At 55.1% G+C, this 19405-nt stretch carries 16 protein-coding genes; 12 read left to right on the top strand and 4 right to left on the bottom strand.

The features are described from left to right. The 4 genes from HMPREF3016_RS00875 to HMPREF3016_RS11430 all read left to right on the top strand — a co-directional run. Positions 1-591, top strand: a 591-nt coding sequence (locus HMPREF3016_RS00875; protein ID WP_141757685.1) for a DUF3800 domain-containing protein, incomplete at its 5' end; no start/stop codon positions are given. A gap of 35 nt (positions 592-626) precedes the next feature. Next, positions 627-1118, top strand: coding sequence for a DUF2087 domain-containing protein (locus tag HMPREF3016_RS00880; RefSeq protein ID WP_070739423.1), 492 nt, complete (start codon positions 627-629; stop codon positions 1116-1118). Positions 1119-1225: 107 nt separating this feature from the next. Further along, positions 1226-2260 (top strand): magnesium and cobalt transport protein CorA, encoded by a 1035-nt coding sequence (locus tag HMPREF3016_RS00885; protein ID WP_070739426.1) that lies wholly within the window; start codon positions 1226-1228, stop codon positions 2258-2260. Positions 2261-2521: 261 nt separating this feature from the next. Beyond that, on the top strand, positions 2522-5158 hold the full coding sequence (locus tag HMPREF3016_RS11430; RefSeq protein WP_070739428.1) for an HtaA domain-containing protein: 2637 nt from the start codon (positions 2522-2524) through the stop codon (positions 5156-5158). Positions 5159-5228: 70 nt separating this feature from the next. Here HMPREF3016_RS11430 and HMPREF3016_RS00895 read toward each other — a convergent pair whose 3' ends face one another. From HMPREF3016_RS00895 to HMPREF3016_RS00905, 3 genes are all read right to left on the bottom strand, one after another. Then, positions 5229-5891 carry a hypothetical protein gene (locus HMPREF3016_RS00895; protein WP_070739430.1) on the bottom strand — a complete coding sequence of 221 codons (663 nt, stop codon included), beginning with the start codon at positions 5889-5891 and terminating at the stop codon, positions 5229-5231. A gap of 371 nt (positions 5892-6262) precedes the next feature. Then, positions 6263-7345 (bottom strand): FecCD family ABC transporter permease, encoded by a 1083-nt coding sequence (locus tag HMPREF3016_RS00900; RefSeq protein ID WP_048754607.1) that lies wholly within the window; start codon positions 7343-7345, stop codon positions 6263-6265. Continuing rightward, positions 7342-8547, bottom strand: a complete 1206-nt coding sequence (locus HMPREF3016_RS00905) for a FecCD family ABC transporter permease (RefSeq protein WP_070695980.1) — start codon at positions 8545-8547, stop codon at positions 7342-7344. The genes HMPREF3016_RS00900 and HMPREF3016_RS00905 overlap by 4 nt, the downstream gene beginning before the upstream one ends. Before the next feature lie 177 nt (positions 8548-8724). On the opposite strand from HMPREF3016_RS00905, the gene HMPREF3016_RS00910 reads away from it, so the two are divergent. From HMPREF3016_RS00910 to HMPREF3016_RS00935, 6 genes are all read left to right on the top strand, one after another. Beyond that, a complete protein-coding gene (locus tag HMPREF3016_RS00910; protein WP_083315850.1) occupies positions 8725-9780 on the top strand; it encodes an ABC transporter substrate-binding protein in 1056 nt (351 codons plus the stop codon). A 195-nt stretch (positions 9781-9975) separates the two neighbouring features. Further along, the gene (locus HMPREF3016_RS00915) at positions 9976-10812 is read left to right on the top strand and encodes a YwqG family protein (protein WP_070739436.1); all 837 of its coding nucleotides are present in this window, start codon (positions 9976-9978) and stop codon (positions 10810-10812) included. A gap of 230 nt (positions 10813-11042) precedes the next feature. Next, entirely contained in the window at positions 11043-11933 is an 891-nt protein-coding gene (locus tag HMPREF3016_RS00920) for a YwqG family protein (protein WP_070739439.1), read from the top strand. Between the two features lie 186 nt (positions 11934-12119). Further along, on the top strand, positions 12120-13040 hold the full coding sequence (locus HMPREF3016_RS00925; RefSeq protein ID WP_160311903.1) for an Abi family protein: 921 nt from the start codon (positions 12120-12122) through the stop codon (positions 13038-13040). Between the two features lie 247 nt (positions 13041-13287). Beyond that, positions 13288-14766 (top strand): O-acetylhomoserine aminocarboxypropyltransferase/cysteine synthase family protein, encoded by a 1479-nt coding sequence (locus HMPREF3016_RS00930; protein WP_070739442.1) that lies wholly within the window; start codon positions 13288-13290, stop codon positions 14764-14766. Then, entirely contained in the window at positions 14766-15269 is a 504-nt protein-coding gene (locus HMPREF3016_RS00935; RefSeq protein ID WP_013398362.1) for a CoA-binding protein, read from the top strand. The genes HMPREF3016_RS00930 and HMPREF3016_RS00935 overlap by 1 nt, the downstream gene beginning before the upstream one ends. A gap of 767 nt (positions 15270-16036) precedes the next feature. Here the strand turns inward: HMPREF3016_RS00935 and HMPREF3016_RS00940 are convergent. After that, on the bottom strand, positions 16037-16837 hold the full coding sequence (locus HMPREF3016_RS00940) for a trimeric intracellular cation channel family protein (protein ID WP_070628063.1): 801 nt from the start codon (positions 16835-16837) through the stop codon (positions 16037-16039). Between the two features lie 190 nt (positions 16838-17027). Here HMPREF3016_RS00940 and HMPREF3016_RS00945 point away from each other — a divergent pair, with 190 nt between their 5' ends. Continuing rightward, positions 17028-17645: an L-alanine-DL-glutamate epimerase gene (locus HMPREF3016_RS00945; protein ID WP_070628061.1), complete on the top strand. Its 618-nt coding sequence runs from the start codon at positions 17028-17030 to the stop codon at positions 17643-17645. A gap of 269 nt (positions 17646-17914) precedes the next feature. Further along, on the top strand, positions 17915-19150 hold the full coding sequence (locus HMPREF3016_RS00950; protein WP_070739445.1) for a multidrug effflux MFS transporter: 1236 nt from the start codon (positions 17915-17917) through the stop codon (positions 19148-19150). Positions 19151-19405: the final 255 nt, after the last annotated feature.

Raw genomic sequence — 19405 nt, forward strand, 5'->3', positions numbered from 1 at the left:
CCACAACACCTACACCCTCAAATGCGAAGAGCCAGTAAACGAGATGAAGGAGGTCTGCGTCAATGGATGGATGACATGCATGATTTTATTATGCGCCAAGTATTAAATCGTCTGGCGCGTCATGCAGTCGCAAGCGATGAGAATATTATGGTGATGATGGATCAGATTAATGAGAATGAAAGGAAGCCCTATATGAGTTTGGCGTACGCACATATTTTCTCACGAAGCTCTAAATACCCGGAAATGGATAAAATTGTAGAGCCTCCTATGCATATTGATAGCTCTATATCTGCTAATATTCAATTTGCTGATTGGGTTTCTGCATTTCTTTCAAAATTTATATTCTATCAACTGGATGACGGATGGGAACACTATGTCCCTGAAAACGATATGAAATTATTATTCGTAAATAAAATATTTACATATGAGTCTAAAATGGAATTTTATGGATATACTGATGATATTCATAATTCAGAAGTCCTTCATGAATGCAGACCTAAGTTTTCTGCGAGTAGTATAGGTGGATCAAATATTTCACAGGGATCTTGGGAGGCACTACAAAAGGTCGCCAGGGCTTCAAATCTGTTGTAGGGATGATTTTAAAGTATTAATTGTAAAACTGACTTATGGAAAAGGTGCAAAATATTTTGCCGGTGATAGCTGCACTGGCGAATGATGAATCCCGAGAAATGTATGCCAAGGTTATCGTGCAGGATGTGCCGAAAACGCCTAACTATCGTGATCGTAAACTGTTGGCGCGTCTTGAAGCAGTCAGGCTCATTGAGAAGTCAGAGGATGGGCTTTGGCAGGTTACCGAGGTATTCTCCGACTACTTGAGTCTTTTGAAATCCGCGAAAAACCAGGTAACAGATGATGTTGAGCGGTTTTTAGTCAAGGGACGAGTGCATACCTGGCCCTCACGTGCGCAGGATAAGAATGCTCTTTTGCGTTGGATTCTTCAAAAGAGTATTCCTGCCTCCGAGCAGTTTTCGGAGCGTGAGGTGAACGAGCGCATCAGGCGGTACACGGATGACCCTGCCTTGGTGCGTCGCTACGGCGTGGATCACGGAATACTTGAGCGGGACCCCGCAACTCAGATCTACCGGCGCATTCGATAAATCCCCTGCATAAAAAGAGCCTTTATTTGAATAAAGCGGCGAAAAATACTCTTTATTCGAATAAAGGCTCTTTTTAGTGCCTGGGGACCTACCCCTACACTTAACCTATGTCGTATGTAACCGGTGCTATTTATCCGCAGCAGGACCGCATCCGTATGGGGGTTACCCAGTCCGAGGCGCTTGACGCTTACCGTGAGGGCGGCGCAAGCGTGGCGCTCGGCTACATGACCCCGAACGCGCGGGAGCTGCGCGAGCTTCAGCAAACCTTTAACCTGCACGGACTCGCGCTCGAAGACGCCTCGCACGGGCATCAGCGCGCCAAACTTGAAAGTTATGAAGGCTCCCTGTTTGCGGTGGTACGTCCCGCGATTTACTTGGATGCCGAAGAAGAGGTGCGCCTGGGTGAGATGCACATGTTCTTGGGGCGGGATTACCTGCTGAGCATCGTGAACGACCAGATACATCCGCAGCAGGCGGTGTATGAACTCTTCAATCTGATCTACGCCACTCCGGACGGCTCGCCCATACGCCTGCTGCACCGCATCATCGACCAGACGGTAGACGGTTACATGCCGGTGCTCGAAGGGCTCGAAAACGACGGCGACGAAATTGAGGATGCGCTCTTCCAAGAAACCGGCGCTGGCGACCGCACACTGTCACGCCGCACCTACGAACTGCTCAACCAGGTTGCCGATTTTCAGCGTGCCTGCAAACCGCTCGATATGATGCTCGCGCGCATCATGCAGCAGATTCGTGACGGCGTACTTGATGTCAGCCCCTATACGGGCGCTACCGCAACCGAAATTGCGCAGGAAAAAGATGAGCTGCAACGGCAGTTCCGCAATATTCAGGATCACGTGGTGCAGGTTAAGGAGCGCCTAGAGGATCTGCGCACATCCCTGCAGAACACGCTTACGGTGCACGATACGATTGTGGCGCAGCAGCAAAACGAAGATATGAAGCGTATTTCAGCGGGTGCCGCAATCCTGGTGGTGCCCACGATTATTGGGTCTATCTACGGTATGAACTTTGAGGATATGCCCGAGCTGAAGTGGACCTACGGATACCCGGCGTCGCTCGTGCTCATGGTGGTGGCGTGTGTGGCGGTGTATCTCTTCTTTAAAAAGCGCGGCTGGTTCTAGCCGTAATATTAAGCATTTTAGAAGAGTATATTAAAAATATTCTCACGGTATTTAGTATTAGAAATATCGAATAAAATCTAGAGTTTTCGGTGGTCTGCATGTTGTCGTTAGCGCTCTATTGCAGCGAAGTGAGGGCATTGTAGTGTATGAACACTTTGTAGCGACAACTCGTCACAGAGTGGCGTTAAGCTCTTTTGTATTAAGGGTAGGATGTTGCTACATTAAGGGTGTCCTAACTCAATAGATCAACGAGGATTACACATGTCTTTCACGTTTGCATCACGCCAGCGCACCCTCAGACGCATCTGCGCACTCACTCTCGCAGGCGCCATGCTCTTGCCCGCAACTCCGCTTTTGGCTGTGAACGCTCACGCCGATTCCGGTGTAGCGGTAGCCGCCGAACAGAACCAGAGCACCGGAAATATCACCTGGGGTATCAAAACCTCATTCCGCAACTACATCGGCGAACCGTACAAGGTCAGCGAAGGTGCAAGCTACAACGCCACCGACCTGTTCACCTTCCCCAACCAAGAAGCCAAAGTTTCCGAGGACGGTAACCAAGTTTCACTTCAGGGCTCCGGCAAAGTTCAATATATCTCGCACTGCGCCGACCGCAATAAACCCGAAGAATGCTCGCTGAACCTAACGCTCTCAAACCCGCGCATCGAGGTGGATGCGGCACAGGGCACCGGCACACTCTACATGGTTGTACGCACCAAAAATTACACCTCCGGGCAGTGGGAAGGACCCCATGAAATCCCGATGGCGAAGCTCTCGCTCAAGACCGCCCAGCAGAGCGAAAAAGACGGTGTTGTCACCTGGAGCAATGTTGCGGCTAATCTCACCGCCGAGGGTAATCACGCATTCTCGAACTTCTACGAAGACGGCGTGGGGCTGGACGCTCTCACCTTCTCGTATTCCGGTACTAAGGCGAAAGATGCCCAAAACAGCGGCTATAAACTGGGTGAGAGCCTGAATTCGGGTACCGATATTAATAACCCGCAAAATACCGTGCGCGCGGGCTCTTATCTTTTCTACGCGGCCGGTAAAAGTTTCGGCGGCGGGGCGGATGCACGCTACGCGGTCATCGACCCAAAGACTTTGCAGCAGACCGAGTCTGCAACCCTGCCGATGGGTTCCAGCGCGCACTTTGCCGCCAACCCCGCCACCGGCGATATCGTGTTTGTGAACGCGAATACTCGCGCCTTGGAACGCTACCGGGTAGATGAATCTGGCAAGCTCGTATCTCAGGATACTTTTGCGGGTGTCACCTTCAGCGAATCCGAAAATATTCTGGCGCTCGGTTACAACGAGGCGACCAACAGCTGGGCTGTGCTCACCGCCGATAGCAGCGGGCAGGCGCGGTACGTCAACGTCGCCTCCGACGGCACGGTGAAAGCGCAGACCGTCAAATCTCCGCTGGACTTTGACCCCTCGGTAGCACACGCCGATGACCTGAGCGAATACTATGGCGACATTTTCACCGGAAGCACCCGCACGCTTGCGCCGCTGCCCGACGGCTCGTTCCTATACAGCCCCAATAAATCTGTGTACAACGAAGAGGGCAACAAGGTTCAGAACGGTCAGCTGCTACATCTGAGTGCTCAGGGTATTTCGGTGGTTGAGCAAACCCAGCCCAAGGATGCGGAAGAGGCAGCCAGCCTCAACGGCCTGCTCACCACCCCGGACGGATACGTCTACCGGTGGAATAACTACGCCGCAAGCGCCAGCGCCGTGCAGGTTCTCAAGTACGATGGTTCTTCCTTCACAACGGTGCGCGAAAGCTCCACTGCGCCGCATGGCATGGGGGCGATCGCATCGTTCTTCACCGCTGGCGACAAGATTGTGGCAGTCGATTCCGCAAACGGCCGCCTGGTCTGGATGTCAAAGACCCTCGAATTTGATCACGATGTGCCGCTCTCTGACTTGCGTTCAACCGATAAGAGCGGGTCGTACAACGCGCTTGAGCTGCCGAATGGGGATATTATCTTCCCCACGATGGTTGAGAAGAATGACGGTCTGGAATCTAACCTGTGGCTCAACCGTCTGGTGAATACAGCTAAGACACCGGAACCCGAACAGCCGAAACCTGCTGATCCGACCCCGGAACCCACCCCTGAGCCGACGCAACCCGCGCCCGAGCCGAGCAAACCGGCTGAAACACCGACTCCCGAGCCATCGGAAAGCTCCGAGGCACCAGCCCCTGAGCCTACCAAACCCGCTGACCCTGCTCCAACCCCTGAACCGAGTAAATCAGCTGACCCGGCCCCGACGGCCCCCGCACCGGAACCGTCGAAGCCTACCGAGCCGGAGCCCAGTAAGCCGGCAGAGCCTGAGCCGAGTAAACCGGCAGAGCCCGCTCAGTCGTTCTCGGATGTGCACGAAGGCGATATGTTCTACCGCGAGATTACCTGGCTTGCCGGGCAGAACATCACAACCGGCTGGGTCGATGGCACGTTCCGCCCGCACGAAAGCATCGAACGTGAGGCTATTGCGGCGTTCTTCTATCGTATGTCCGGATCGCCCGAGGTACAGCTGCCGAAGGATTCCCCCTTTACCGACGTGAAGGAAGGCGATCCCTTCTACAAGGAAATCATCTGGTTCCAGCAGCAAGGTATTACAACCGGCTGGCCTGATAAGACTTTCCGTCCTCACGACCCCGTCAGCCGCGAGGCTATGGCCGCATTTTTCTACCGTTACTCTGGGAAACCGCCGGTTGAAGTGCAGAATGCGCCCTTCAAGGATGTTCCCGAACAGAACATGTTCTACCGTGAAATTGCCTGGCTGCATGACAGCAAGATTACGACCGGTTGGGATGACGGAACGTTCCGTCCCCACGAGAGCATCAGTCGTGAGGCTATGGCGGCGTTCCTGTACCGTTACGCACACCGTGGCTAATCCGTAACCGTGCGGCTCCCCGCGCACCGCATCGTTCGGTGGGTGGGGAGCTTTGCTCTGCCCGAAAACCCTAAGCGGTCATGCCATAATCTTCGCGAATGCGGCGGCGCACATCCCGGCGTTCCCGCTTGAATTTGGTGCAGGCGTCTTTGGGGTTTTCGCATTCCCACAGGTCCCATTCACTCACATCAAGCCCCATCATGGCGACTTCCAGCAGGCCCAGCATATTGAGGAACTGCGCGGTATTAATCCTAAAATCACCGGAACCCGGGCGGCTCTCGGTGGCGAAAGCATACCCTTCCAAGGGCAGCACCCGCGGCGCCCAATGCTTATACCAGGCATCGCCGTAACGGGGGCTGCAATACATATGCGTCAGCGCCAGTTTGGTGCCCTGAATCCGCTCGAAACGAAGACCAATCTCAAGCTGATCGTGCGGGAAAACCATTAGGATAGCGTTCTGCGCCGCCCGGCGTAATTCGCGAAGATTTTGCTGAAATCCGGCCTCGCCATAACGATGCTGAGCGAGCATCCGGGCGCAGGAATTTGACGCCGGGGCGACCTGCAGACAAACACGCTCAGCAATGAGCTGTTCTAAATCGCGGCGAATGGCCTCTATATCGAAGGTTTCGTGGTGTACGAGCGTTCCCGTGGACATGAGGAATTGATGATCGGCGCTAACAATATCCTCGGCGGTTGCAACGATGCGGGATGCGCTCAGGGGGTGCTGTGCCATAGGTGCTGATCCTCTCGGTGGGGTGCCGCCCCGTGAAAGTGCGGGGTGTTTTTTCTGATACCTCGACGGTACCTAGGCACCCTGACACTTTAACCGTGCCGAGCCGCCAAGAGAGAGCTGCATGTGATGTATATTCCAGATACAGAATGTGGAATATATGCTCTGACAAGTTTATATACCGTTTTTGGAATATAAATATATGGGTTGATAAAGAGATGGAAAAACCCACATGTATTCATGGGTGCAGGATTTAGTCGCTTTACAGGGCCCCTGTCAGACTCGTTCGTACCTCACTCGCCTGACATCCCTAGGCGCTTTAAACCCTGCACCCCTGCGGCATGGATACGTCCGCACATTTTTAGAAACCCAAGTTACTTACTCCGGTGCAGAAGCCACAGCATATAGGCACCGCCCAGAGCACCAGTCATCAGTCCGACCGGAATCTGGAAGGGTGAAAGAATCCGTGATGCCGCATAGTCAGCCGTCACCAACAGGGCTGAACCCAGAAGCGCTGAGTGCCACATCGCCGTACCCGGGGTATTCCACAGCCGCCGCGCAATCTGCGGGGCAACGAGCGCCAAGAAACCTATGGGCCCTGACATTGAGATAGCGACCGCCACCAAGAGTACTGCTGCGGCTACCAAAATATTGATCGTGCGCCGTACCGGTAAGCCCAAGCCCGCCGCCAGGTCTTCGCCCAGTTCTAGGGTGCGCAGGTAGCGGGTGAGCATCAGCACGAGTGGAATCGTAATCGCAAGCGCTATCGCTGGTGCTGTCACCTGGTCCCAAGAAATCGCATTGAGCGAGCCGTGCTGCCAGGTCTTGGCCGCCTCCGCCTTTTCCAGATCGGAGCGTGTGATTAGATAATCATTGACCGATGCGAGCATAGCGCTGACCGCAATACCGATCAGTACCATGCGCTGCCCCATAGAAGCGCCGCCGCGTATACCCGCAAGCAGCATTACCACGGTGGCGGTGAGGAAGCCGCCGATAAGTGCGCCCATGCCGATACTCACGCCGGAATTGTCGAAGGATCCGACCAGAATGATGGAGAGCGCGCCGGTTGCCGAACCGACCGTGAAGCCGATGATGTCCGGCGAGCCGAGGGAGTTGCGGGAAACCGATTGGAAGATAGCCCCGGAAAGCCCCAGTGCCGCACCCACAACGGCAGCCGCCACGATTCTTGGCAGATATTGATCCAGAATAAAATACCGGTCAATATCGCTGCCGCCGCCCTGAAAAAGTACGTTCAGCACGTTGGCGGGGGAAATATTGTAGGTGCCATACATGAGCGTCATGCAGGCGGCCACTACCATGATCGCAATTACCAAAAGTGTGCGCGGCAGGGGAGTGCGGTACCGCCCGGGAATAGTCGGTCGTGCGCCGGATTTTCTGCGGGGATTCGGGGATGTGCTCGCCGCATTGAACTTATTCGTGTGCGTCGTTTGGCTCACCGGGAACCTCCCGCCGTCTGCGGAGCCGTCCCTGCCTGTTCGTGCTGTGCCGCCTTCACACCCAGGATGCTGCGCTTGCGGCCTTTCGCCCCGGAACTAAGCCGAAGTACCAGGACCATGAGCACGGGTGCACCGATGAACGCGGTCACGATACCGACTTCAAGTTCCCCGGGAAGAACAAGCACGCGCCCGGCAATATCGGCGGTCAGAACCAGCACCGGTCCGTAGACGAGCGAAAGCGGTAAAACCCGTGCAATATCGGTGCCCACCAGCAGGCGCACCGCATGCGGAACCACTAACCCCACAAATCCGATGGGTCCGGCCACCGCAGTCGCCGCGCCGCATAGAGCCATAATCGCCACGATACAGGCACCGCGCACGAGGGTGACCGGCACGCCCAGGCCGGATGCCGCATCCTCACCTAGCGCTAGGGCACGCAGGGGGCCGATAAGAATGAACGATAGAACCAGCCCCAACACCACGAGGGGAAGCGCCGCGAAAACCTGCTCGTAGGTACGGTTTTCTAGGGAACCGACCACCCAGAACCGGTGTGAGTCGAAAGCCCGGGAATTGAACATAGTGATAATGCCGGTGATCGTTCCTAAACAGGCATTCACCGCAACACCCGTAAGCACCAGGCGGGCGGTAGAATCCAGGTTCGGCTTGGAATCGATAAGGCCCAGCAGAAATACCGTGCCCGCCGCGAGACCAGAACCGGCGAGCGCTAACCACAGCTGCACGAAGGGGGAAGATACCCCGAAAATGCCGACGCCCACAACGACCGCAACAGCCGCCCCGGAGTTCACGCCCAGCAGCCCCGGTTCGGCGAGAGGGTTGCGTGAGAGCGCCTGCATAATAACGCCCGCAACCGCCAGTGCCGTGCCCACCATAATAGCGGCGAGTGTGCGGGGCATCCGCTTGAACCAAATCAGTTTTGATTCGATTGTGGCGGCATCCGGGTGCAGAAAGCCGTCGAGCGCCTTCTCGAAGGAAAACATGCGCGAGCCAACTGCCCCGGAGAGCACGATAAGAACCGCTAAAAGAGCCAGCCCTATCAGAAGTGCCAGACCCCAGCGTGATAGCGAAGGCTTTGGGGTACTTGGCTGTTCGGCTGGCGTCGCCGTCGTGCTCTGGGCGGATGCGCCTGCCCCGTCAGACCTGGAGGTGACGGGCTGTTTACCCCGGCGGGGCGATGAACTCATAGGCGTACTCTATCTTGTGGTGATCGGGAGGTTATGTGTGGTGGGGTCTTATGCCGGTTTGCTGCCCGAAAATCTGGGCGACAGCCGCATAATATTTAGGACATATTTATGTGATTTATCCTACGCAAACACAGGGCTAATATGGCATTATCTATTTTATAAGGGTATCCTCAGTCTATGGCTAATACTAGTTCACCCCAACACAGGGACTCTCACCGTTCATTGACCAGACGATCCTTCGGCGTGCTTGCCCTGGGCTCCTTCAGCGCCCTCGCCCTTGCCGCCTGCGGGTCTTCCAATTCTTCTGACTCCAACGCATCCGTGTCCTCTGCATCGACGAGCGCAAAGCCCGCTCCTTCAGCCCTTCCTTCCGGCATGGGATCGACCGCGGGTGATGGCGAATTCCCGCGTACGGTCAAGCATTTCCGCGGTGAAACCAAGATTGAATCTGCCCCCAAGAGCGTGGTTATCCTCTCGACCGGGCAGCTTGACGATGTTCTCGCTTTGGGCTTGGTACCTATTGGCGCAGCAACCGCTAACGATGCCGACCTCGTGCCCGAATACCTCAAGACCAAGTTCTCCGATAAGTCGACTGAACTCGATAAGATAGCCAAGGTCGGCAAGCGCACCGAACCCGACCTTGGTTCTATCGCAAATCTGCACCCCGACCTCATCCTGATTAATAACACTAATAAAAAGGAAGAGGTATACGAATCGCTCTCGAAAATCGCCCCAACTGTGGTGACCGAGGGTACCGGAAATAACTGGAAGCAGGACTTTCTGATGGTTGCCTCTGCACTGGGCAGTACCTCTAAGGCTGAGGAGATGCTCAAGGATTACGAGGATAAAGCCAAGAAACTGGGCGAGAAGGCCGGTAAAGAGAAGACCTTCTCATTCCTCTACGCAGCTGGGGACCGTACCCGCGTGTACGCGAAGTCTTCGTTTGTGGGCTCCATTTGTGAGGATGCTTCCCTCGCCCGCCCCGCCGTGCAGCAGGAAGGTAAGACCTCGATTGATCTGAGCTCCGAGAATCTCGACCAGGCGGACGGCGACTACCTCTTCTACGGTGTGCAGGGCGGCGACGAATCCAAGCTCACCTCTGAGACGCTGTGGGATAGCCTGAAGGCGGTCAAGGAGAAGCACGCTCATAAGGTAGATTCCGATATGTTCTACCTGAACGCGGGAATTACCGCGGCTCTGGGCGTGATCGAGGAAATCGACAAAAATATCTAGTATGCGCATCACAACGACAGCACCCTTGCCCGGAATTCTCCACGGATTCCGGGCAAGGGTGCGGTCGTACTGGTTCACATTGTGTAGTATGCGGATGCGTTCGTTTTTCACCCCACAACGATATTCAAGGCATACTATAAAAAAGTGTGTTCTCATGGTTAATACATGCCATTAACCACGCCTTGGAGGATGTCCATGAGCACTCTAGAAGAAAAAGCGCAGCATGTTGCCGATGCGCTCAATAAAGACCACGTCAAGCAGGCGGTACGCATCACGGCAACTGCCTCTAAGACCCCGCTGCCAAAGACCGCCTCAAAATTTGGGGGCATTCCTTATGTACCTATGGGTGCTTCGGCGCCAACAAACTCCAGTGGTCAGCCCTTGGGGATGATCGCGCAGATTAACTGTGCAGAGCTGCCGCCGAATGATATCTATCCGAAAACTGGCATGGTGCAATTCTGGATAGACCCGAAGGACGAGGCGTGGGGGTTCGATGCCGCGAAGCCTGCATCCCAGGAGAACTGGCGGGTTATCTATTACAAGAACGTGGGCAGGCCAGACCCGAACACGACTCTTCCTGCCGTAGAACCTAAGGACAACTGGCCCGTTGAACCTACGCAGGCCGAGTTTGCGCTTTCGTTCGAGGTGATCGAGCAGGGTATTACCGGCGCCGCCAACTACTACTATGAAGATTTCGCGCGCGTGTGGAATAAGATGTACCCCGAATCGCAGCTTGAAAGCTATCAGGAGGCGCAGGGTGCCGCCCTCACGATTGAGGAAAACGACGAATTCTCGAAGATCGGTGGGTATCCCTACTTTGTGCAGAGCGATCCCCGGTTCTTCAACGAGGCTCTGCAGGGGCATACTGTGAACCTGCTGACCATTGTTTCTGAGGTGGACTGGGCAGAACCCCATGACGGTTCACCTAAGCTCATGTGGTGCGGCGGAGGCGCGGCAAACTGGCTGATAACGCCCGAACAGCTGGCGGCGGGTAACTTCTCAAACGTGATCTTTGAGTGGTCGAGCAGCTAACCGGCCCGCTCGATAATTCTTATACAGGGGGTTGTGGTGTACTCAAGATACTTGATATGCCACACCCCCTGAATCTTTGGGATGCCTAGAGTCATGCTCCGAATCATGCAGCGTACGGCCTCCTAAAAAATACACCGTTGAATAAGCGCACGAGTGACGAAGTTCTGAGCACGGCACCGCAAAATGTGTTCTGATGGTTGTAACACTGAACCAACCACCCGGAGGAACATATGAATACCACCGAGCAGAACGCAGCGAAAAACACCGAAGCGCAGGTGCGTCGAGTCCTCGACGTTATGAATCAGGGAAAACTCAAGCAGGCTATCAGGATTACGGCAACCCCATCGCAGCAGCCGTTGCCGAAGACCGCCTCCAAATTCGGGGGAGTGCCGTACCTGCCTGTAGGAGAGTCCGTGCCGACGAATGCATCCGGCCAGCCCCTAGGCATGATTGCGCAGATTAACTGTGCGCAGCTGCCGCAAAATAATATTTACCCAAAGAACGGTATGCTTCAATTTTGGATTGACCCTCACGACACCGTGTGGGGGTATGACTATAACAAGCCTGCGGTTCAAGAGAACTGGCGGGTGCTCTACTACGAGAGCGTGGGTGAACCGAATCCGGATGCGCCGCTGCCGGTGATCGACTGGGACACGATCGGTTGGCCTATCGAACCGGAGAGCGTGGAATTTGCTCTCTCGTTCAGCCTAGTCGAGCAGGGAGTTACCGGTACTGCGCACTACTACTATCCCGATTTTGCACGGGTGTGGGACGAGCTGTATCCCGAGGATAAATTGCCCACGGGAGACGACGAGCGGGCGAGGATTCAGCGGACGGACGCCGTTGAGGAGCTTACTCTCCCGTATGAGGAGAGCGATGAGTACTCCCGGATTGGCGGCTACCCCTACTTTATTCAGAATGACCCGCGGGATTTCGACGAGAACCTGCAGGGGCACACGGTGAACCTGCTGACCATCGTTTCTGAGGCGGACTGGGAGTCAGAGGAAGAAACCCCGGAGCTCCTCTGGGGCGATGCGGGCTCCGCAAACTGGCTGATAACGCCCGAGCAACTGGCTGCGGGCGATTTCTCGAACGTGATCTTTGAGTGGTCGAGTTGCTAAAGAAGAAATATATATGCTGGTGACGCAATTGCTTGCATGTTCGAATTGAGGCTTGCTAAAGTAAGAGCAACAGTCCCCCCTCCGCCTCTGTACCAAACGGTATATGCGCCCTGAGGGGGTCCTCTTATATCAGGAGAGCCTTCGATGGGCAGAGTGCCGCCACCTTTTCTATCAATGGACGATAGAATGCAGTACCTTGAAGACAAGAACTATTTTTCCTGTGGAGGTATATCGCCTGAAAATTATCGAAGACTTGATGCTCTCAATTTTCATTATTTTCTAGGGTATACAAGAAACTATTATAAGATTTCCCAACGTACTAATCTTGTAGATTTTCCTTCTATAGATGATGTTTTTTCTGTTATAGATTCTGATCATGAGATGTCAACATATTTATATTCTGGGTTGAGAAAAGCAGAGATGTACTTACGTGCTTCGTTCGTAAATAACTTCTGCCATCACTATAACCCCGTAGCGTATCTTGATCTCGATTGTTACGCCAATATGGGTGGAAACCGTATTCCTGAGGTCTTGGTAAATGACATGATGCATCATGTGCTACGTTATCGGGAACCTTATGTTCGCACACGTATTACAACAGCAGCCCAGAATATTTTAGGCAGTAATAAACCTCCTGAAACTATTGGGGAATGGGGAGGGGTAGAGAGAGTAAGGGGTATTCTCCAAGATCTTCCTCTCTGGTCGGTCGTTGACTCCTTCTCTCTAGGTTTGCTGTCCAAAGCTATTGAGATGTGTCAGGTTCCTAACGGGTCTGGGAAAGATCCTTTTTATAAAGATGTTGCGGCGGATATGGGGATAAATCATAATCTGTTTTTGACAAATATCCGATCTCTGACGACTCTGCGTAATAGCGTTGCACACTGCAATAGGCTCTGGATGAAGCCCACAACCGATACTCCTAAGAAGCCTAAAAAATTTGAACGTAAACTTCGGAATATAGACAGCAAAGGGATGTATATTAGCTTTGCGAATGTAGCACTTTTTCAGACCTCTATAGGTGATACATCATTCCTTGAGAGGATTAATGAAATATGTGATAAGAACCCTTTATATGCGTTCGGTGTTAAAACTCCGCTCATTAAATAGAACTAGTTATCGTTGGTTCCCTGAACCGCAAAAAATTAGTGACATGGTGCTAAGTTTTTCTCTGAACCCATAGCACCATAGGTGTACTAAGCAGGAACCGAATCGCTGCGTCATAATCCGACACAAACGACATAATGCTACGCGCACTTGGCGCATTCGGGGACCGTGGCACAGTATAGGGTTGAGTACCTCTGTTCCTCGACCTTGGCGCATCCTTCGGTTGCGCTAAGCCAACCAGGAGTCATGCATGGCTGAACATACTTTCGGATTCCGCACCCGCGCCCTGCACGCGGGCGGCACCCCGGACGCTGAACACGGCGCCCGCGCGGTCCCTATCTACCAGACCACCTCGTTCGTTTTTAAAGACACCGACGATGCCGCTAACCTCTTCTCCCTGCAGAAATACGGCAACGTCTACTCGCGCCTATCGAACCCGACCGTTGCCGCGCTGGAGGAGCGCATCGCATCCCTAGAGGGCGGTATTGGGGCGGTGGCGACCGCATCCGGCATGGCCGCCGAGTTCATCACCTTCGCCGCGCTCTGCCAGGCAGGCGACCACCTTGTGGCGTCCTCTCAGCTGTACGGCGGAACAGTCACCCAGCTTGACGTCTCCCTGCGTCGATTCGGCATCGAAACCACCTTCGTGGAAGGCACCGACCCTGCGGATTACAAGGCGGCGCTGACCGAGAATACCAAGGCAATCTACACGGAGGTTGTCGCCAACCCCTCCGGAGAGATCGCAGACCTTGAAGGGCTTGCCTCTGTAGCCCATGAGGCGGGAGTCCCCCTCGTTGTGGATGCCACTATCTCAACCCCGTACCTGATTCGCCCGCTGGAACACGGGGCTGACATCGTGATTCACTCCGCCACCAAATTCCTGGGCGGGCACGGAACCACCCTTGGCGGCGTGGTTGTTGAGAGCGGACGGTTCAACTGGGCGAACGGTAACTTCCCGCTCATGACCGAGCCGGTGCCTTCGTACAATAACGTCTCGTGGTGGGGGAACTTCGGTGAATACGGGTTCCTCACAAAACTGCGTTCCGAGCAGCTGCGCGACTTCGGCCCCGCACTCTCACCGCAGTCGGCATTCAACCTGCTTCAGGGTGTGGAAACCCTGCCGCAGCGCATGGATGCGCACCTCGCCAACGCGAAAAAGGTCGTGGACTGGCTGGTTGAGGATGCGCGCATCGCCTACGTAAACTACGCAGGCTTACCGGGGCATGCGCACTACGAACGCGCGAAAAAACTGTTGCCGCTGGGCGTTGGGTCTGTATTCTCCTTCGGGGTGAAGGGCACTGAGAAGGCGAGCGGCCGCGTGGTTGGCAGCGAGTTCATTAGTGCGCTCGTGTTGGCATCGCATCTGGCGAATATTGGTGACTCGCGCACTTTGGTGCTGCATCCGGGTTCGACCACACATCAGCAGCTTTCCAGTGAGCAGCTTGCTGCTGCGGGCGTGGGTGAAGACCTGATTCGTATTTCGGTTGGGCTTGAGGATGTTGAAGACATTATTTGGGACCTTGACCAGGCGCTCACCCACGCAACTGGCATGAACCACGCGGGTGAACGCGTGGGGGAATCCAGCGCCGATAAGCTCGTTGCGGCGCAAGAGGCTCTCGCCGCCGAAGAGGCTGACCCGCAGCAGGGCGCCGCCTGTGCGCTGCCGAATAGCACCGCAGCTTCGGGCGCCTCAGAGTCCAAGGATGCACCCGCGAAGGAGGGCAACTAATGACTGAGAAACGTACCTGGGTAGGCCCGAGCGCCCCCGAGCGGCTGAACATTCTGCGCAATACCCGCACTATCGCGATTGTGGGGATGAGCGATAAGATTTCGCGCGCCTCAAACTTTGTGGCAACTTACCTGCTGTCTTCGTCGCCGTATACGGTGTATTTTGTGAACCCGATTCTTGCGGCAAAAGGCAAGACCGTGCTGGGGCAGCCGGTGTACGCCTCGCTTCAGGACCTACCAGAAGTACCCGATCTCGTCGAGATTTTCCGTCGCAATGAAGATCTCCCGGGTGTGGTTCAGGAGGCGGTTGATTTGGGCGCAAAGACCGTGTGGATGCAGCTGGGCTCGTGGAATGAGGAAGCTGCCGCTATCGGTGAGGCAGCTGGGTTGAACGTGGTCATGGATCGATGCGTGAAGATCGAGCATGCGCGCTTCCATGGTGGACTTCACCTTGCGGGCTTCAACACCGGCGTGATTTCCTCGAAGCGCCAGGTCACGGCGTAGCTCGGCGACTGTCGCAGGCCTAATCTTCAAAGCGGCGGCTGTTTGGGAGTAATAAGCTTCCAAATGGCTGCCGCTCTTGTGTGATAGGTGCGCATCTTCCTGCCCTACAGAAATGGGGGGCGGTATGTTCCGCATCTGGGGTGCTTGGCTGGTCATCATCACAACATCTTCACAGCATCATTACAAAAAGTTGTGATGATACTGGGATGACCGAACAGTCGCAAAAACCTTGAAATTTCAAAGGGCTTTCCCCATGAGCCACAACGAAAATAAGCGTCATAACAACATCATCTCAACATCTTCACAAAAAATTGTGATGATATTGAGAAGATATTGTGATGATACTGTCCTTCTGTCAGCGCAAGAGGGCTGGATAGGCTAAGAAGGCAGAAAATAGGGCTGGTTGGGGTGTTTTAGTGCGGTCGTATCGCTGGCGCATCGGGCCGAAGAAAATTAATTAATCGTCAGAAACACAAAATTATATATTTATATTGTTTCCACCCGAAAATCTAAATCGGGTTAACCACTTGACAGCTTAAAACCCTACCCTTAGGGATAGGTTTACGGGTATGCTAATACGAGTGCCTTGCGACAGGGGGCTTTCGCGGCGGTCGCAGGGTACTTTTGTGGCGGTGGGGTGCTTGGCACACATGAGCATCCCGCCGCCTTTATCGTTTCTTTCCGAACAGCGTTTAGGAGCCTCTCAGGGCGAAGTAGCAGACCCGTTACTTACCGCCGCGAGCCAACCAGATTCAGAACACGTGCGGCTACCCGCCGCGTTGCTCCCGTTCACGGTGCAGCTGATCGCGGTACGCCTGAATCTGGTCCTCTGTAATCACATCCAGCTGGTTTGTGAGCGGCGTGCCCGGTGCCCAGCCTTCGTTCTCAAGGTGTTCGTGGTCGCGGCGGAATACATCCAGCAGGCGCGGGCGCTGAACCTTCAGCGTGGTGGGCATCGGCAGTCGCCAGTCGCGCCACCGTGCCACAACCCCCAACACCGTGCAGGTGAGCACAGACATAGCGATCGCCACATGAGGGCGCTCCAGCATCCTGAAACAAATTGCCGTTTCGGCGGCACCCACGAACGCTACCGTGGCGTAGAGCGAGTTCCCGCCGAAGATAGCGGGGATGCGGTTCACCATAATATCGCGGATAACCCCGCCGCCAACCGCCGTTGTCACCCCCAGCGCGATGGCTGGGAGCCAGTGCAGTCCCAGGGTAAGGGATTTGATGGTGCCGGTAGCCGCCCAACAGCCCATGCCCAGAAAGTCTACGACCACAAGGGCGCGGGTGGCCCAGTTTGAGCTCAAATCCAGCACATACGCCAATGCCGCCGAGGTGATAGCGCCTACCCAGTACCAGCCGTCGGTGAGCGCTATTGGAAGCCCCACATTCAGCAGGATGTCACGAATCATGCCGCCGCCCATGCTGCAGACGACCGCCAGCAGCAAGAAGCCCACCATGTCGAACCGCAGGGCGCGCGCCACTGCTCCGCCGAGCAGGCCATTAGCCACCACGGCTGCAATATCTACGATGCGGAACAGCGTCTCGGGCTCGATATTGAACACGGTCGGCCTCCTTTCGACGGCTCAGGGTAGAGGAGTGGATGCGGCCCGCAGATTTAGGCGCAACGTCTGCTATCTTACCGCGTGTGCTGCCGCTACGATACCCGCAGGTTTGTGGCGTGCCGCACACGCCAGATCTGTGCGAGACAATGGAAGAAAGTAAACGCAGGTTGAAAGTGCTGAGAGGAACGCAATGGCGGTTTCACGTGAGCAGGTTTTTGAGGTTCTTCAGCGGGTGCATCCGGCGCTAGAGCAGGGTCTGCCTGGATGGTCGGTGCGCCCAAATATTACGGGAACCGGCGCGGTGGGGCTGTATCTTGACGGTCCTGAGCTGCCGCTGATGGGCGTGAATCTGGCGGGCGAGCACGTGGCACGGCATCTGTGCGGGACGGTTCAGAGTGCCGACCGTGGGCTTCCCGACGAGCTGGATCAGGTGCGGTATCAGTATATTTTGGGCGTGAGCGTGACCGAGCGTGACGAGGAATATCCCGAATTAACCGACCTGCCCAAGACGGGGGAGCCCAGCTGGGTTGATGCTCTGCGGGTGTTGGATCAGCAGGTTCTCGCTAAACGCAGGGATGAATTTTTCATCAGCCGCGGCGGTTATGTGCCCGGTCGTCGAGCTTTGGGGAAACGCCGGGTGGCGCTGCGGCGCGAGTTCTTCCCCGGCAAACCCTGGCTGGGTCTGGGCACGATTGACTGGTGCGCGGGCGTGCGTTCCGCTCCTGTCTATGCCGGTGAGCTGGATGCGCTCGCCGCCGCCGCGGTGCGCCTCGCCTCCACCTGGGATGCGGCGCTCCGGTCGGTCTAAAATTCAACTGACATGAGGTTTTATGCGTGACGTGCTCACGTTATACATAAGATTCACGAGTTAGGCATATTACCTGAAGAAGGCAGTGGGCGAGCCTTCAGCACCCATAACTTTCACCTACGCGAATAACCCCCCAAAGCGCCCTTAGATCCTCGGGAAGAGGGGAGTAGAATCAAAGAGGTGCCTCTCACAGGTTCTTTCTCAACGTTCAGAGGAACCTCTGACAGCAAGCAAACATCACACAGACACAACCAAGAATTCAGGTTTTCGTGACAACGCATTCACAGGGTGCGGTGGAGAATCCGCGCCGCATGCTTTTTCTCTACACAACACTCAGCGCGCTCATGGCCTGCTCGGCTATCTCGACCGACCTTTACCTGCCGGGTCTGCCGAGCATCGAATCGCAGATGGGCGGCAATATTGAGCTGACGATTACGGGATTCCTCATTGGGTTCGCGATTGCGCAGCTGATTTGGGGGCCTGTCAGCGACCGCATCGGGCGCAAAATTCCGCTGATGCTGGGCATGGCAATCTTTGCCGTCGGTTCTGCCGGATGCGCGCTCGCCTCAACCACAACCGAACTGGTTCTGTGGCGCTTGGTGCAGGCGGTCGGTGCGTGTGTGGGTCCTATGCTTGCGCGCGCTATCGTGCGTGATATGTACCAGGGCGTGCGTGCGGCACAGGTACTTTCTACTCTTGTGCTTATTATGGCGATTGCGCCGATTGCCGGGCCGCTTCTTGGCGGGTTCCTGGTGGTTTCCGGCGGGTGGCGGCTGACTTTCTGGGCTATTGTGACCATCAGCGCCATTATTCTGCTTTTGGTCTTTTTCCTGCCCGAGAGTCTGCCTGAGAATAAGCGTGAAAGCAGTACGGTACTTGCGGCGTTTAGAAGTTATCCGCTTCTGCTGCGCCGCCGCACTTTTATGAGGTACGTGCTGTGCGTGTGTTTCTTTTACGTGGCGATTTACGCTTTTATCACGGCATCGTCGAGCGTGTATATCACGAGGTTCGGGGTTGATCCGCGCTATTACGGTCTGCTTTTCGGCGTGAATATTATCGGGGTGATGGTGCTCAGCAGTTTCAATCGACGATTTGTGCAGCGTTATAGTCTGGATTTTCTGCTGCGTATTTCGACTGCGGTTGCCGGGGTGGCTTCTATACTCGCCGTGATAACTGTTGCTGCGGATGCGGGTGGTCTGTGGGGTGTAGCGGTTCCGGTGTTCCTGGTGTTTAGTATGAACGGCATCGTTGCCGCCTGCACGAACGCCGCCGCCCTAAATTCTGTGGAACCTGCCATTGCTGGTTCCGCTGCGGCACTCTTAGGGTCGTTCCAGTATGGAAGCGGTATTATTTCTTCGCTCCTGCTCGCGGTTATTCCGGGGGAGAGGACGATTCTGATGGTTTCTATTATCTGTGCGTTCGTCCTGCTCTCAGCGGTGATGGGCTTCCCTAAAGCGCCCGAAGAAAAACCCAAGGAACAGCCTCAGAGGCAGGAAGCGGCTTAGAATTTATTGTCCTACTCGCATCTGCATCTGAACTTGCGTAGGTAAAACTCTGGGTATAGCCCGGTGCCTCAGGGATTGAGAGTAAGAGGGAGCAGCTGATTCAACTGCCCCCTATTCACTTTAAGTTAAGCTGCCGCTAGCCCCTTAACAAGTAGTTCGCGGGCAACTTCAGAGGTGCTTTGTCCTCGTTGAGATGCTAGGTCTCGGATAGTATTGTTAAGGGGTATTCGGATTTTATGGTGGAAAAGGGCTTAT

The sequence above is a fragment of the Rothia sp. HMSC065D02 genome (assembly GCF_001815285.1).
GTDB classification, from domain to species: Bacteria; Actinomycetota; Actinomycetes; order Actinomycetales; family Micrococcaceae; genus Rothia; species Rothia dentocariosa.